The sequence below is a fragment of the Aeromonas allosaccharophila genome, from assembly GCF_016026615.1.
Taxonomy (GTDB): Bacteria; Pseudomonadota; Gammaproteobacteria; order Enterobacterales; family Aeromonadaceae; genus Aeromonas; species Aeromonas allosaccharophila.
In genome coordinates, this window is record NZ_CP065745.1 from 2,769,871 (window position 1) to 2,785,863 (window position 15,993).

General features: G+C 60.4%; 12 protein-coding genes. 4 read left to right on the top strand and 8 right to left on the bottom strand.

The window, feature by feature from the left end:
* Positions 1 to 196: 196 nt before the first annotated feature.
* The 5 genes from cysC to cysG form a co-directional block, all read right to left on the bottom strand.
* Positions 197 to 787, bottom strand: a complete 591-nt coding sequence (cysC, locus tag I6G90_RS12505) for an adenylyl-sulfate kinase (protein WP_197927741.1) — start codon at positions 785 to 787, stop codon at positions 197 to 199.
* Positions 788 to 815: 28 nt separating this feature from the next.
* Positions 816 to 2,540: an SLC13 family permease gene (locus I6G90_RS12510; RefSeq protein WP_197927742.1), complete on the bottom strand. Its 1,725-nt coding sequence runs from the start codon at positions 2,538 to 2,540 to the stop codon at positions 816 to 818.
* A gap of 4 nt (positions 2,541 to 2,544) precedes the next feature.
* Entirely contained in the window at positions 2,545 to 3,972 is a 1,428-nt protein-coding gene (gene cysN, locus I6G90_RS12515; RefSeq protein WP_197927743.1) for a sulfate adenylyltransferase subunit CysN, read from the bottom strand.
* 12 nt (positions 3,973 to 3,984) lie between these two features.
* The gene (gene cysD / locus I6G90_RS12520) at positions 3,985 to 4,893 is read right to left on the bottom strand and encodes a sulfate adenylyltransferase subunit CysD (RefSeq protein WP_005335701.1); all 909 of its coding nucleotides are present in this window, start codon (positions 4,891 to 4,893) and stop codon (positions 3,985 to 3,987) included.
* Positions 4,894 to 4,989: 96 nt separating this feature from the next.
* Positions 4,990 to 6,438, bottom strand: coding sequence for a siroheme synthase CysG (gene cysG / locus I6G90_RS12525; RefSeq protein ID WP_197927744.1), 1,449 nt, complete (start codon positions 6,436 to 6,438; stop codon positions 4,990 to 4,992).
* Positions 6,439 to 6,635: 197 nt separating this feature from the next.
* On the opposite strand from cysG, the gene I6G90_RS12530 reads away from it, so the two are divergent.
* Complete coding sequence (locus tag I6G90_RS12530) at positions 6,636 to 7,559, top strand: SPFH domain-containing protein (RefSeq protein WP_058052545.1); 924 nt, start codon at positions 6,636 to 6,638, stop codon at positions 7,557 to 7,559.
* Positions 7,556 to 8,011, top strand: coding sequence for an NfeD family protein (locus I6G90_RS12535; protein ID WP_197927745.1), 456 nt, complete (start codon positions 7,556 to 7,558; stop codon positions 8,009 to 8,011). Before I6G90_RS12530 ends, I6G90_RS12535 begins: the two co-directional genes overlap by 4 nt.
* 69 nt (positions 8,012 to 8,080) lie before the next feature.
* Here the strand turns inward: I6G90_RS12535 and I6G90_RS12540 are convergent, their stop codons facing one another.
* Positions 8,081 to 10,186: a methyl-accepting chemotaxis protein gene (locus I6G90_RS12540; protein WP_197927747.1), complete on the bottom strand. Its 2,106-nt coding sequence runs from the start codon at positions 10,184 to 10,186 to the stop codon at positions 8,081 to 8,083.
* Between the two features lie 139 nt (positions 10,187 to 10,325).
* On the opposite strand from I6G90_RS12540, the gene nadA reads away from it, so the two are divergent.
* A complete protein-coding gene (nadA, locus tag I6G90_RS12545) occupies positions 10,326 to 11,399 on the top strand; it encodes a quinolinate synthase NadA (RefSeq protein ID WP_197927749.1) in 1,074 nt (357 codons plus the stop codon).
* A gap of 73 nt (positions 11,400 to 11,472) precedes the next feature.
* Here nadA and I6G90_RS12550 read toward each other — a convergent pair whose 3' ends face one another.
* Positions 11,473 to 12,339 carry a D-hexose-6-phosphate mutarotase gene (locus I6G90_RS12550; protein WP_197927751.1) on the bottom strand — a complete coding sequence of 289 codons (867 nt, stop codon included), beginning with the start codon at positions 12,337 to 12,339 and terminating at the stop codon, positions 11,473 to 11,475.
* Between the two features lie 86 nt (positions 12,340 to 12,425).
* On the bottom strand, positions 12,426 to 13,421 hold the full coding sequence (gap, locus tag I6G90_RS12555; RefSeq protein ID WP_040099300.1) for a type I glyceraldehyde-3-phosphate dehydrogenase: 996 nt from the start codon (positions 13,419 to 13,421) through the stop codon (positions 12,426 to 12,428).
* A gap of 346 nt (positions 13,422 to 13,767) precedes the next feature.
* Here gap and malQ point away from each other — a divergent pair, with 346 nt between their 5' ends.
* Positions 13,768 to 15,957 (top strand): 4-alpha-glucanotransferase, encoded by a 2,190-nt coding sequence (malQ, locus tag I6G90_RS12560; protein WP_197927753.1) that lies wholly within the window; start codon positions 13,768 to 13,770, stop codon positions 15,955 to 15,957.
* The last annotated feature ends 36 nt before the right edge of the window (positions 15,958 to 15,993 follow it).

Genomic DNA, 15,993 nt, shown 5'->3' on the forward strand with positions numbered 1-15,993 from the left:
GCAAGGATCGGAAGATCCTCTTGCGGGGTTGCTATCGACCGCCTTGGGGTGGGTTAAGACTTGCCGGTGCCACTATAAGCTAGATTTATGGGTTTTCCGATTATGACCCAAGTTTTACTTATAGTGGCTGCCGCCAGCCTATAAGCGCCCGTGGTAGCCGGCTGCCGGGCGCTTGTTATAGGTTCTTCCGATCCAGCTACAGGTAGTTCCCCTGCCGCAGGGCGGTTAGCAGCTCATCCACCAGTGCAGCGACCGGCTTGCCGGCGTTGAGCAGATGGATCTCCGGCTGCTCCGGTGCCTCGTAGGCGGAGTCGATACCGGTGAAATTGCGAATTTCCCCTGCCCGCGCCTTTTTATAAAGCCCCTTGGGATCGCGCTCTTCACAGACAGCAAGCGGCGCATCGACAAAGACTTCGACAAACTCCCCTTCACCCAAGAGATTGCGCACCACCTCCCGTTCGGCACGAAACGGCGAGATAAAGGCAGTGAGCACGATCAGGCCCGCATCCACCATCAGCTTTGCCACCTCGCCGACCCGGCGGATATTCTCCTGCCGCGCAGCATCATCAAAACCGAGATCGCCGCACAGGCCGTGGCGCACATTGTCCCCATCCAGCAGATAGGTGTGCTTGCCTTGTGCCGCCAGCGCCTGCTCCAGCGCCCCCGCCAGGGTTGATTTGCCCGCCCCCGATAGCCCGGTAAACCAGATCACCAGCGGCTTTTGCCCTTTAAGCTCGGCCCGGCTCTGTTTGTCGACGGCATGTTTGTGCCACACGATATTGCTCATCCAACGCTCCTTGATTGGCGCTCACGCCTTAAAACGGAAACAGCAGGGGCACCATCACAATCACCCCGAGGCTATAGGCCAGCGAGACCGGCAGCGCCAGCTTGAGGTAGTCCGGCATCTTGTAGTTGCCCGCGGCATAGACCATCAGGTTGGTCTGGTAGCCGTAGGGCAGGATAAAGCTGGAGCTCGCCCCGAACAGCACCGCCAGAATAAACGGCATGGTCGAGACATCCATGCTGAGCGCCAACTGGTAACCCATGGGGAAGGCCAGTGCGGCGGCGGCGTTGTTGCTCATCAGCTCGGTCAGCACCAGGGTAAACACATAGATACCGATAAAGGCGATGATGGGGCTGGCACCGTTGAACTCCCCCATCAACCAGTCGGCGATAAGCTTGGCCAGTCCGCTCTTTTCCAGCTGATCGGCGATGGCCAGCGCCCCGCCCACCACCAGCCAGATGTCCAGCGGGAAGCGGCGGCGGATCTCGTCCAGGGTCAGAATACGGGTGAGCAGCAGCGCCACCAGCATCAGCAGCAAGCCCTTGAACAGCGGCACCAGATCGAACACCGACAGCGCCAGCACCCCGAGAAAGCCCAGCACCACGGCGGCGCTGCGCTTGCCATCGAGACGGGTGGAGGCTTCCAGCCCGCTCACCACCACAAACTCCCGCCCCAGCGACTTGTTGCGGGCAAACTGGGGGCCGGGGGCCAGCAGCAGGGTATCACCGGCGTGCAGCTCAATCTGGCCGAGGCCGCCGGTAAGCTGGGTTTCGCCGCGGCGCACCGCCAGCACTACCGCATCGAAGTGAGTGCGAAATTCGGCATCCTTGATGGTCTGACCCACCAGCCGCGAGCTGTGGCTGACGATCACCTCCACCAGATGCTGGCCGTTGAGGCGGTGCTGGCCGTAGAGATCCAACCCCTTCATCTCCTGCAATACGCCGACGCTCTCCACATCGCCGCAAAAGAGCAGTACGTCCCCTTCGTGCAGCTCGTGTTCCGGCTGCACCGGGCAGATCACCTGTTCGCCCCGAATGATTTCCGCCAGATAGAGGCTTTTCAGGCTGCGCAGGCCGTTCTCCTTGACGCTACGCCCCGCCAGCGGCGATCCGGCGCCCACCTTGGCTTCGAGAAAGTAGCCGGATTCGCGGCTCATCTCGGTATCCTGCTCCGGCAGGTGACGGGCAAACAGCAGCACGGCCACCAGACCGGTCAGCAAGGTGCCCGCCCCCACCATAAAGAAGTCGAACATGCCGAGCGGCGGCGCCCCCATCTTGATGAGGAAGCTGTTGACGATGAGGTTGGTGGAGGTGCCGATCAGGGTCAGCACCCCGCCAAAGGTCGCCGCGAAGCACATGGGCAGCAGCAGCCGCGACGGGGAGTGGTTGGGATTGCGCTTGACCGCGCCCAGCATGGAGGCCACCACGGCGGTGTTGTTGACGAAGGCCGAGAGGAAGGCGGTGGAGAACCACACCTTCACCAGCACCTTGTTGAATGAACCCGTGCCCACCAGATTGGCGAACCAGCTCATGATGCGGGTCTTCTCCACCGCCAGCGACACCAGCAGCAACAGCACCAGCGTCAGCAGGGCACTGTTGGTGTAGCCCGCCACCACGGCGTTGATGTCCGCCAGCCCGCTCAGGTAGGTGATGAGCACGGCGCCCGAGAAGAGCAGCGCCGGGCGGAGTTTGCCCTGGATCAGCAGGGCCACGAGAGCAGCCAGCAGACCCAGCACCAGGGATTGTTGCCAGGTCATGAGCTTACTCCTTGCTTGTGTCGTTACCGATGGCAAGGGCTTGCCAGTGCGGGAAGTGCTTGCGCACCAGGGCGTTGAGCTCAATTTCGAACTCGCTGTAGTGCCCCTTCACCGCTTTCGCGGCCAAGCCCTCGACGATCATGCCGGCGCCGACGGTGACGTTGGTCAGCCGGTCGATCAGGATAAAGCTGCCGGTATCGCGGATCTCCCGATACGGGTCGAACGCCACCGGGTCGGTGAGGCTCAGCTCGCACAGGCCGATCTCGTTGAGCTTGAGCTCGCTCGCGGGCAGCTCATCCAGCTTGTTGATCTCGATGCGGTGGCGGATGGCTTCCACCTGCCCGCGACTCTTCTTGGTGGCCAGTTTGACGTCATAGACCCGGCCCGGTTGCAGGGACTCTTCCCCCATCCAGACGATATGGGCCAGCAGATTCTGGGTCACTTGCGGACGGTTGGCAGCATCCACCAGCAGGTCGCCGCGGCTGATGTCGATCTCGTCGGCAAAGGTGACCGTAATGGCCTGACCCGGCAGGGCGTACTCCAGATCCCCGTCGAAGGTGACGATGCGGGTCACCGTACTCTCCTTGCCCGACGGCAGCACCGCCAGCTTGTCACCCACCCGCAGGATGCCGGAGGCGAGCGTGCCCGCGAAGCCACGAAAATCGAGGTTGGGGCGGTTTACATACTGCACCGGCAGACGCACCGGATGGCGCTCCAGCTCGCGCTCCACTTCTGCGGTTTCAAGCAAGGAGAGCAGAGTCTCACCCTGATACCAGGCCAGCTTATCGCTTTGGTTGACCACGTTGTCACCGTCCAGCGCCGAGACCGGCACGATATGGATGGTGTCGACGCTGAGCTTCCTGGCGAATTCGCGGTACTCGGCGCTGATGCGCTCGAACACCTCCTGACTGAACTCCACCAGATCCATCTTGTTGACCGCCACCACGAACTGCTTGATGCCGAGCAGGCTCGCGATAAAGCTGTGGCGGCGGGTCTGATCCAGCACGCCTTTGCGAGCGTCGATCAATATGATGGCCAGATCGCAGGTGGAGGCGCCGGTGGCCATGTTGCGGGTGTACTGCTCGTGGCCCGGGGTATCCGAGATGATAAATTTGCGCTTGGCGGTAGAGAAATAGCGGTAGGCCACGTCGATGGTGATGCCCTGCTCGCGCTCCGCTTGCAGGCCGTCTACCAGCAGTGCCAGGTCCAGCTTCTCGCCGGTGGTGCCAAGCTTCTGGCTGTCGGACTCCAGCGCTTTGAGTTGATCTTCATAAATCTGCTGGGAGTCGTGCAGCAGGCGACCGATAAGGGTGCTCTTGCCGTCATCCACGCTGCCGCAGGTGAGAAAACGCAGCAGACTCTTGTGCTGCTGGGCGTGCAGATAGGCTTCGATGCCCTGTTCGGTGATGGCGGTCTGAATATGGCTGTTCATGCTGACGACTCCTTAGAAATATCCCTGACGCTTCTTCTGCTCCATGGAGCCGGCCTGATCGTGGTCAATCAGCCGCCCTTGCCGCTCGCTCGAGGTGGTGAGCAGCATCTCTTCAATAATTTCCGGCAAGGTGGTGGCATCGGATTCGATGGCCCCGGTGAGCGGGTAGCAGCCGAGGGTGCGGAAGCGCACCAGCTCCTGCTTCACCTCATCCTCGGCGGTCAGCGGCATGCGCTCGTCATCCACCATGATCTTGATGCCGTTACGCTCTACCACCGGACGGTAAGCGGCGAAGTAGAGCGGCACGATGTCGATGTTCTCGAGATAGATGTATTGCCAGATATCCAGCTCGGTCCAGTTGGAAAGCGGGAACACCCGGATGCTCTCTCCCTTGTTGACCTGGCTGTTGTAGACCCGCCACAGCTCCGGACGCTGGTTCTTCGGATCCCAGCGGTGGGACTTGTCACGGAAGGAGTAGACCCGCTCCTTGGCGCGGGACTTCTCTTCATCGCGGCGGGCACCACCGAAGGCGGCATCGAAGCCATATTTGTTGAGCGCCTGCTTGAGCCCTTCTGTCTTCATGATGTCGGTATGCTTGCCGCTGCCGTGGACGAAGGGGTTGATGCCCATGGCGAGGCCGTCCGGGTTCTTGTGGACGATCAGATCCAGCCCGTACTTTTTGGCGGTCTCGTCGCGGAACTTGATCATCTCCTTGAACTTCCAGTCGGTATCGACGTGGAGCAAGGGGAACGGGATCTTGCCCGGATAGAAGGCCTTGCGGGCCAGGTGCAGCATGACGGAGGAGTCCTTGCCGATGGAGTACATCATCACCGGGTTTTCAAATTCGGCAGCCACCTCGCGGATGATATGGATGCTCTCGGCTTCCAGCTGCTGCAAGTGCGTCAATCTTTCACGGTCCATGTTGGTCCTCGGGTCATTGCTTATGCGCCTGCTCGGGGCGCTGGGTGGTTCAGTGCGCGGCCGCGCTGGCAGCCGCATCAAATATCTCTTTCTGGCTCAGGCCAGCTGCACCAGCTTGAGGTCGCAGCCATCGAGATCCGGGTTAGCGCGCAGCTGCTCGCCGCCCTGTTCTCCGCTCTTTTCCCCAAACCAGGCGAGCCGCTCGCGCAGGGCGACCACTTCGCCGATGACGATAAGCGACGGGCTCACCGCCTGTTTGGCCAGCTCGGCCAAGTCGGCCAGCGTGCCAGTCAGCACCCGCTGGCGGGCGGTAGTGCCGCGCTCGATGATGGCGATGGGGGTAGCGTGGCTTCGGCCGTGATCCACCAGCTGCTGCTGGATATGCTCGGAGCGCATCAGCCCCATGTAGATGACCAATGTCTGACTGGTGGCGGCGAGCTGCTGCCAGTCGGGCTCCTTGCCCTCCTGCTGGCAATGGCCAGTGATAAAGACGGCGCTCTGGGCGTAATCACGGTGAGTGAGCGGAATACCGGCATAAGCGGTGGCACCGGCAGCGGCCGTGATGCCGGGCACTACCGAGAAGGGGATGCCTTCGTCAGCGAGCACTTCCAGCTCCTCACCACCACGGCCAAACATAAAGGGATCGCCCCCCTTGAGCCGCACCACCCGGTTGCCCGCCTTGGCGTATTCCACCAGCAGGCGATTGGTCTCCTCCTGCGGCACGCTGTGGGCGCCCGCCTTCTTGCCGACCGACACCAGAGTGGCATCACGGCGCACCAGATCGAGGATCTCGGCAGAGACCAGCTGGTCGTAGAGCACCACTTCAGCCTGTTGAATCTGTTGCAATGCCTTGAGGGTCAAGAGGCCCGGATCGCCGGGGCCTGCGCCGACCAGCACTACTTCTCCTACTTCGCTTTTCGCCTGGTCGAGGCCATCACTCAGCCACTGCTCGGCTCCTTGCCAATCCTCTTTTTCAATCAGGCTGGCGAGGGTGTTGGAGGCAAAAGCGCGCTCCCAGAAGCGGCGGCGATCGGAAATCGAGGAGAGCACCCGCTTGGCCTTGTCACGGACCCGGCCGGAAAGCTCGGTCAGCCCGCCAAGATGGCGTGGCAGCAAGCTCTCCAGCCGCTCGCGCAAGAGGCGCACCAGCACCGGCGCCTTGCCGCCGCTGGAGACCGCCACCATCAGCGGCGAGCGATCGATGATCGAGGGGAAGATAAAGCTGGAACGTTTGGGGTCATCCACCACGTTGACGAACAGACCCAGCTGGTTGGCACTTTGATAAACCAGTGCGTTGACTTCGAGGTTGTCGGTCGCCGCCACCACCAAAATCTGACCAGCCAGATGGGCCGGGGTGAAGCGCTCCGCCAGATGGGTGAAACGACCAGAAAATTCCGCAAATTCCGGTTCAAGTTCCGGGGAGATCAGGGTCAGTCGGGCTCCGGCCGCCAGCAGCAGGCGCGCCTTGCGCAGGGCAACCTCGCCCCCGCCCACCAGCAGTACCGGGCGGCCTTCCAACTTGGCAAACATAGGTAAATAATCCATTTCGGCCCATCCCTCAGAACACGACTAATATGGGGCGACTATAGGCAGGGCAGCTTATCCCTCAAAATAATAAAAAATGCTTTTTAATGCGTTTTGGTAATTAGCAAAGCCAATTCATGACAAAGGCGTACGAAGTCACTTGTGGTACCTGACGCCAGACCATAGGCTAGGGACTGTGTTTCATAAGGAGCTAAATGATGAATGAATCATTGATTGTGCTAGGGATTTTCGTGTTCCTGGTGCTTGCCACCCTGAGCGCGGGCATCAAGATCGTGCCACAGGGCTACAACTGGACGGTGGAGCGCTTCGGCCGCTACACCCGCACCCTGACCCCAGGCCTCAACCTGCTGATCCCCTACGTGGATCGGGTCGGCCACAAGATCATCATGATGGAGCAGGTGCTGGATATCCCGGCACAAGAGGTGATCTCCCGCGATAACGCCAACGTCACCATCGACGCCATCAGCTTTGTGCAGGTGGTGGATGCCCGCAAAGCGGGTTACGAGGTCAACGATCTCACCAGCGCCATCCGCAATCTCACCATGACCAATATGCGGACCGTGCTCGGCGCCATGGAGCTGGACGAGATGCTCTCCCAGCGCGACACCATCAACGAGAAGCTGCTGCGCACCATGGATGCCGCTACCGCCCCTTGGGGCATCAAGGTGACCCGCATCGAGATTAAAGATGTGCGCCCGCCGCTGGCACTGGTCGAAGCGATGAACGCCCAAATGAAGGCCGAGCGCCAGAAACGGGCCGAGGTGCTGGAAGCCGAAGGGGTGCGCCAGTCCAAGATCCTCAAAGCCGAGGGGGAGAAGCAGTCCCAGATCCTCAAGGCAGAAGGTGAGCGTCAGGCCGCCTTCCTCGCCGCCGAAGCGCGGGAGCGGGCAGCCGAGGCGGAAGCCAAGGCGACTCATATGGTCTCCCAGGCCATCGCCGAGGGTGATATGCAGGCCATCAACTACTTCGTGGCCCAGAAGTACACCGAAGCGCTGGCCCGCATCGGTGAAGGCCCCAACAGCAAGATCATCATGATGCCGCTGGAAGCGGGCAGCCTGATTGGCTCGGTGGCAGGCATGGCCGAGCTGTTCAACAAAGATGGCAAGGGCAGCAAGTCATGACAGCCCTGTTCGAGGGGCTGACCCACTGGCACTGGCTGGGGCTCGGCTTCATTCTGCTGGCCATCGAGGTGCTCGGCTCGGTGGGCTTCCTGCTCTGGACCGGCATCGCCGCGCTGGAAGTGGGTCTGCTGCTGCTGGTCTGGCCCTTTGGCTGGCAAGCGCAGTTGCTGCTGTTTGCAGTGCAATCCCTGCTCACCACCTGGGCCTGGTGGCGCTGGCAACACCAGCGTGACAACTCGGGTCAGGATGCCGCCAGCACCATCAACGAGCGGATGCAGAGCTATATGGGCCGCGAGCTGACCCTGCTGGATGATGTCGTGCAAGGCACCAGCCGGGTGCATCTGGACGATACGGTCTGGACGGTGCGCTGCGACGAGTCGCTGCCGGCGGGCAGCAAGGTCAGGGTAGTGGGGGCCGACTCACACATCCTGCTGGTTGAACCCCGCAACTGACGCAACTCTGCTATCGAGTCATAAAAAAGCCCGCGATCGCTCGCGGGCTTTTGTCTCTCTGGCTGCCACTCAGGTACGCAGCCGGTCGAGCTGGCTGGCGAGCGCCGTGGCCGCTTGCTCCAGCGCCTCGCTCAGTTGATGGCTGGAGCTGGCCTCCTGCCCGATCACGTTGGCGGTATCGCCGATCCGCATCAGGTTCTGGTTGATGGTGTCGCTCACCGCACTCTGCTGCTCGGCGGCGGTGGCCACCTGACTGATGTGGTCGTGGATCTGCTGGATCTGGGCCACCACCCGATTGAGCGCCTCGAACGCCTGCTCGGTGCCCTGCACCGTGGTGGTGGAGCGCTCGATACCGGTATTCATCAGACGCTGACTGCTGCTCACTTCGGTCTGCAGACTGCCGATCAGCTGACCAATCTCGTCGGTCGACTCCCGGGTCTTGGTCGCCAGCGCCCGCACCTCGTCCGCCACCACCGCAAAGCCGCGTCCCATGTCACCCGCCCGTGCCGCCTCGATGGCGGCGTTGAGGGCCAGCAGATTGGTCTGCTCGGCAATGGCGCGGATAACATCAAGGATCCGGCTGATATTGGTGCTGCGCTGGGCCACCAGCGCCACCGCTTTATCCGCCTCATGCATATCGCCGACCAGAGTATGGATCTCGTTACGGGCATTGCTGAGGGTCTGCTGGGCGGTATTGATGTGGTGGGTCGCCGCTTCCGACTCCTGCGCCGCCTGTTCGGCATAACCCGCCACGCTGACTGCCGTGGTGCTCATCTGGTGCATGGCGCTCACCACGCTCTCCAGCTCCAGATTCTGCTCATCCAGACTGTTGCGCATGGTGTCGGCGGTATGTTTCATCTCCCGCGCCTGCTGGTAGACCTGCTGGCCGATCCCCTTGCTCATTTGCACCATACCCCGCAGCTTGCCGAGGAAGGCATTGAGCTGGGAGCCAAGATCGATCAGCTCCTGATGGGTGTCGATCTCCATCTGCTGGGTCAAGTCCCCCTCATTGCTGGAGAGGTGGCCCACATGGCGGCTGATAAGTGAAAGCGGCGCTGTGATGGTCTGGATAAACCAGACCAGCAGTCCCAGCACCAGCAAGGTGATCCCGCCCATGGCGACGATCTGTTGTTGCTGGGCATCCACCAACAGGGCGCCGAGCTCGCTGCTGATGGTGCGCGCCTTGTCGAGCGCCAACGCCTTGGGCACCTTGATCATCAACCACCACTGGGTATTGGCCGCCTCGATACGGATCGGTTGTTGCAAAATAAAATCGCTGTCGCTACTAACGGCCTGACCGGTGGGCAGGGTCAGGCCCACCTCCTTGAGCGGACGCCCCAGCTTGTCGGCATAGCGGTTGCTGCCGACAATCAGCCCCATCTTGCTGACAATGGTCACATCGGCCTTGTTGTCATAGAGGCTCTTGCCCAGCGTTTCGGCAAGCTGCTGGAAGATGGGCAGGTTCATATCCACCCCGGCCAGCCCGACAAACTTGCCATCGTGAAGGATGGGCACCGTCAGACTGGTCATCAGCATCTTGTTGCCCGGGCTGATTTCGTAGAGATAGGGCTCCATCAGGCAGGGTTGGCGAGTATCGCGACCACAGAGATACCATTCGCTGTTGCGAATGCCGAACTCGTTGAGAGAGGTATCAAACTTGGCCTCGCTGGCGGCGGCATCCACCGGCTGCTGGGCGACGGCGCCGCCCTGATCCTTGGTGAAGTAGATCTCCATGCTCCCCTTGCCCGCCACCGAGTGGCTGGCGCCGCCCAGCCAGTTGCCATCCTCGCCGTCATAACCATCCGGTTCAAACTGGGCGTAGATGGAGCTGATCCCGCTAGCCTGCTGCAAGCTGCTGCCGAGCAGAGACTCGACTTGGGGCCGCGACAACCGTAGCTCCGGCTTGACCATCCCGGCTTCAATCTGGGCGGTCACGGTCAGGGGGATCTGATAGGAGTTCTGCATCAGCGAGGCAATCTGTATGGCATAGCGCTCAGCCTGATACTGCAGGCTGTGGGAGACTTCTTGCTCCAGCGCATCGCTGGTCTGGGTCATCACCATGCCACGGAGGGTACTGAAAGAGGCTGACTGCAACAGGGTCATGGCCAGCCCGGTCAGCAGAAACAGTCCCATGGTCAGGCACAACAATTTGAACTTGAGGGAACGTTGCTTCATGGGGCAACTCCTTATGGCAGCGTGACAACGAATTAATTGAGTATATTCGTCCACTTGCAGCTCACCGGATTTGTGATGGGTTTGTCGTCGGCTTCTGGTTATAATTTTGGCCTTCCCGAGCGTTGATGGAACAGTCGCAATGAGCAATGCACTGAGCAGTGTCCCGCCGGTAGTCGCGATGGACTACCCCTTTCCGGCCAAACCTCTTCCCCTGAGTGCCGAGCAGAGAACGACCTTGACCACAGAAATCAAGGCGCTGCTCAAGGAGCGCAAGGCGGTACTGGTTGCCCACTACTACACGGATCCCGAGATCCAGGCGCTGGCCGAAGCCACCGGTGGTTTCGTTGGTGACTCGCTGGAGATGGCCCGCTTTGGCCGCGATCACGAGGCGCAGACCCTGATCGTTGCCGGGGTGCGCTTTATGGGCGAAACCTCCAAGATCCTGAGCCCCCACAAACGGGTGCTGATGCCGACTTTGGAGGCCGAATGCTCCCTCGATCTGGGCTGTCCCATCGAGCAGTTCTCCGCCTTCTGCGATGCCAACCCGGATCATACCGTGGTGGTCTATGCCAATACCTCGGCCGCGGTCAAGGCGCGGGCTGACTGGGTGGTGACTTCCAGCATCGCGCTGGAAATCGTCGAGCACCTCGACAGCCTAGGTCACAAGATCATCTGGGGCCCGGATCGCCATCTGGGCGCCTATATCGAGAAGAAGACCGGTGCCCAGATGCTGCGCTGGCAGGGTCACTGCATCGTCCACGACGAGTTCAAGGCCCGCGCCCTGCGCGAGCTGAAAGAGCAGAATCCGGACGCCGCCGTGCTGGTTCATCCGGAATCCCCCGCCTCGGTGATCGAACTGGCCGATGCGGTGGGCTCCACCAGCCAGCTGATCAAGGCGGCCAAAGAGTTGCCCCAGCAGAAGCTGATCGTGGCGACCGATCGCGGCATCTTCTACAAGATGCAGCAAGCCTGTCCGGAAAAAGAGATGGTGGAAGCACCGACCGGTGGCGATGGCGCTACCTGTCGCAGCTGCGCCCACTGCCCCTGGATGGCGATGAACGGTCTGGTGGCCATCAAGGAGGCCCTCACCGACGGTGCCGAGCGCCACGAGATCCATGTCGACGAGGAACTGCGGGTCAAAGCCTTGATCCCCCTCGATCGGATGCTCAACTTCGCCGCCGAACTCAAGCTCAAGACCCAGGGCAATGCCTGATTGCCGCCGTCACGAGATGCAAAGAGGGCTCCCGCGGGAGCCCTCTTTATTATTTATCTGAACGCTATGCTGCTCAGATGATCACGGTGGAGAGACAATGCTCCTCATCCGGCGCAACGGTCACGCCCGCCTCGCCGGCAATAGCGGCTTCGACGCAGAGCATGGTGCGATAGCCATCGTCGCTCATGTCGGCCATGGCGGTGGCCCCTTCCAACCAGGGAGTCCAGACCACTACGCTGTCGTGGTTACCGCTCACTACCCGAGTCTCGCGCTCACCATCCCGCACGCTCACCAGTGCCTCTGGCTGCCAATAGACCCGATCCAGCGGCCCGTTCAGGGTCAATGCACCTTGCTGTTTGGCATCCTGTCCGGTCAGCTTGTCGGCATAGGGCTCACCCAGACCGGTCACGCTCACCGCTTCCGGCGCACTGATGGTCAGATAGGTATGCAGCGCACCGCTATAAGTCAGTGGCTGGGCACCGGTGTTGCGCGTGGTCAGCACCAGCGAGAGCTCTTTGCCAACCAGCACGTCCAGCTCCAGCTCGAAGGCGTGATCCCACAAGGCACGAGTGGCATCGCTGTCGCGCAGAGAGAGGTGCACCAGGGTGCCGTCGGCGTGATCGGAAACCCCGTCCAGCATCCAGAGGGTGGTGCGGGCAAAGCCGTGGGAGGGCTTGCCGCTACCGACACGGGCTGGCGCCGAGCCAAACCAGGGCCAGCAGAGCGGGATACCGCCACGAACAGGCTTGCTGCCATCCAGCACCGCCTTGTCACTTAGCCAAATGGAGGCTGGCTCACCATGACGCTGATAGCTCAGCACATGGGCGCCAAACAGGCTGATCTCGGCCTTGGCATAGTCGTTGTTGATGGTGAGAACCGGCAGACCGGCCGCATTGTTGGCAAGCTTGCAATTGGCTGTCAGGGGACGAATGGATTGCATGTGGACTCCTGTCATCAGGGGAAACCGAAAAACAAAAAGGCGGCCAATGGCCGCCTTTTTCAAGCTACGCGATTGCGCATCCCAAATTACTTGGAGATGTGAGCGATCAGGTCCAGAACTTTGCTGGAGTAGCCCATTTCGTTGTCGTACCAGGATACAACTTTAACGAATTTGTCGTTCAGCTGGATACCAGCCTTGGCGTCGAATACAGAGGTCTGACGCTCACCCAGGAAGTCGGTAGATACAACTTCGTCTTCGGTGTAGCCCAGAACGCCTTTCATAGCGCCTTCGGAAGCAGCTTTCATCGCTTCGCAGATTTCTGCGTAGGTGGCAGCTTTCTTCAGGTTAACGGTCAGGTCAACAACAGACACGTCCGGAGTCGGAACACGGAAAGCCATACCGGTCAGCAGGCCTTTCAGTTCCGGGATAACTACGCCAACAGCTTTGGCTGCACCGGTAGAGGACGGGATGATGTTCTGAGCCGCACCGCGGCCACCGCGCCAGTCTTTGGCAGACGGACCATCAACGGTCTTCTGGGTAGCAGTGGTAGCGTGAACGGTGGTCATCAGGCCAGACTCGATACCGAAGGTATCGTTCAGAACCTTGGCGATCGGTGCCAGGCAGTTGGTGGTGCAGGAAGCGTTGGAAACGATGTCCTGGCCAGCATAGGTAGAGTCGTTAACACCCATTACGAACATCGGGGTAGCGTCTTTGGACGGGCCAGTCAGAACAACTTTCTTGGCACCAGCAGCGATGTGCTTACGAGCAGTCTCGTCGGTCAAGAACAGACCGGTAGCTTCAGCAACAACGTCAACACCGATTTCGCCCCACTTCAGGTTGGCCGGGTCACGCTCAGCGGTAACACGTACGGTTTTGCCGTTTACAACCAGGTTGCCGTCTTTAACTTCAACGGTACCGTTGAAACGACCGTGAGTTGAATCGTACTTCAGCATGTAAGCCATGTAGTCAACATCGATCAGGTCGTTGATACCAACAACTTCGATGTCAGCACGCTCAGCGGCCAGACGGAATACGAAACGACCGATACGGCCAAAACCGTTAATACCTACTTTGATAGTCATATTTAGTTACCTAACTGTTCAGTAGTCAAAGAAAATTCCGCTTGTAAATTTACTAGAACTCTCCGGTGAGTCAACCAACATTCTGTCTGAAATTGCGCTATATCATGAAAAACTGTGAAATTAATTTTCTGTTTATGTAACTGATTACCACATTTTGACGAAAAAAGTGCCAGAACGTGGCATCGCGCAGATATCCACAATAGTGCCTACTCGGTCACACAACCGTGATGATAGATATGTAAAAATGTGCGCGGTTTAGCATGGCCAAAGAGCCACTGTTCAAGTACCACCCATAAAAATTAATCAAAATAGTATAGATAGAATCCACAGCGGGAATTCTCAAACTATGACCACCCTGATTGAACAGCTGGCTGCCGCAAAAGGTATCGCCAGCGAATATGTCGATGCCTGGGGCCACCCGGCCCAGGTATCCGAAGAGAGCAAGGCCGCCATGCTGGGCGCCATGGGCTACCGCGTCGATGACGAGGCCGCCCTGGTGCAGCAGCTGGAAGAGGAGCATCGCCAGCACTGGCTGCGGGCGCTGGATCCTGTGATGGTGGTTCGCACCGGCGACGCCGTTACCCTTGAGGTTCGCCTCCCCATCGAATTCGTCAACGACGCCCTCACCTGGCAGCTCCAGCAGGAGCAGGGTGCGGTGCTGTCCGGTCAATTCACCCCCATCGAGGGTGAGCTGGTCGGCGTGGCCGAATTTGAAGAGATGGAGTGTCAGGCCTATCGCGTCACGCTGGAGATGGCCCCGAAGCTGGGTTATCACCAGCTGGTGCTGCTGGAAGAGGGCAATGACGAGCCGCTGGCCACCATGCGCCTCATCGTTGCGCCCAAGGCGTGCTACAAGCAGCCGCCAATTGCCGATGGCCGCAAGGTATGGGGCCCGAGCGTGCAGCTCTACTGCCTGCGCAGCCGCCACAACTGGGGCATCGGCGATTTCAGCGATCTGGGCCAGCTGGTCGAGAAAGCGGCCACCTGGGGTGCCCACTTCGTCGGCCTCAACCCCATTCACGCCCTCTATCCGGCCAATCCGGAGAGCGCCAGTCCCTACAGCCCCTCTTCCCGTCGCTGGCTCAACGTGGCCTATATCAACGTGGAAGCGGTGCCCGAATTCCAGCAGAACGATCGCCTGAAAGCGGAAGTGGCAAGCCCTGCCTTCCAGCAGCATCTGGCCGATCTGCGCGCCAAGGAGAACGTCGATTACACCGGCGTGATCCAGACCAAACTCGGCATGCTGCGTCAGGTGTTCGACGAAGCGAGCCTTGGCGCCGAGCGTCAGGCCGCCTTTGATGCCTTCGTGGCCGCCGGTGGCGACAGCCTGCAACAGCAAGCGGCCTTCGATGCCCTGCAAGCCCACTTCTATGCCAAGGGCGAAAACGCCTGGGGCTGGCCGGTATGGCCGCAGGAGCTGCGCGATTACCACAATCCTGCCGTTGCCGCCTGGATGGTCGAGCACCCGCAAGATGTCAACTTCTACCTCTACCTGCAATTCCTGGCTGACGAGCAGCTGGCGCAAGCCGATGCCCGCGCCAAGGCATCCGGCATGGTGATGGGGATCTACCGGGATCTGGCGGTGGGTGTCTCCGAAGGCTCCACCGAGATCTGGGCCAACCAGGATCTCTACTGCCCGAAAGCCTCGGTCGGCGCGCCGCCCGATGTACTCGGCCCGCTTGGTCAGAACTGGGGCCTGCCCCCGATGAACCCGAACAAGCTGTTTGAAGCGGCCTACCAGCCGATGGTGGATCTGTTCCGTGCCAACATGCGCTCCTGCGGCGCACTGCGCATCGACCACGTGATGGCCTTGCTGCGCCTGTGGTGGGTACCGCCCGGAGAGTCAGCCGCCAAAGGCGCCTACATCTACTATCCGGTCAACGATCTGCTGGGCATTCTGGCCCTCGAATCCCACCGCAACCAGTGCCTGCTGATCGGCGAAGATCTCGGTACCGTGCCGGAGGGGATCGACGTGACTCTGAAAGAGAACGGCGTTCACTCCTACAAGGTGTTCTTCTTCGAACGCTCCAAGGCGGATGGCGGCTTCATCTCCCCGGCTCACTACACCGAGCAGGCGATGTCAGCCCTGACCACCCACGACATGCCAACCCTGAAAGGGTTCTGGCATTGCGACGATCTGGCGCTCGGCCGTCAACTGGGTCTGTATCCAGATGAAGATGTCTTGAAGACCCTGTATGCTGATCGCCACCAGGCGAAACAGCGGATCCTCGACAGCTTGCATGCCCACAAGGTCATCTCTGACAACATCAGCCATGACGTGAACTGGGTCGGCATGAACACCGAACTCAATCACGGTCTGCAGATCCACATGTCCCGCGGCAGCTGCGCCCTGTTCAGTACCCAGCTGGAAGACTGGCTGGAGATGGACAAGCCGGTCAACGTACCGGGCACCAGTTACGAATACCCCAACTGGCGCCGCAAGCTCTCTGCCGATCTGGAAGATATTTTTGCCAATGAGGCGCTCAAGGCACTGGCCGGCAAGATGAGCCAGGCCCGTGATGAGGCCAGTCGTTGAGACGCTGTCTCTCACAGCACTCTCACCTAAATCCAC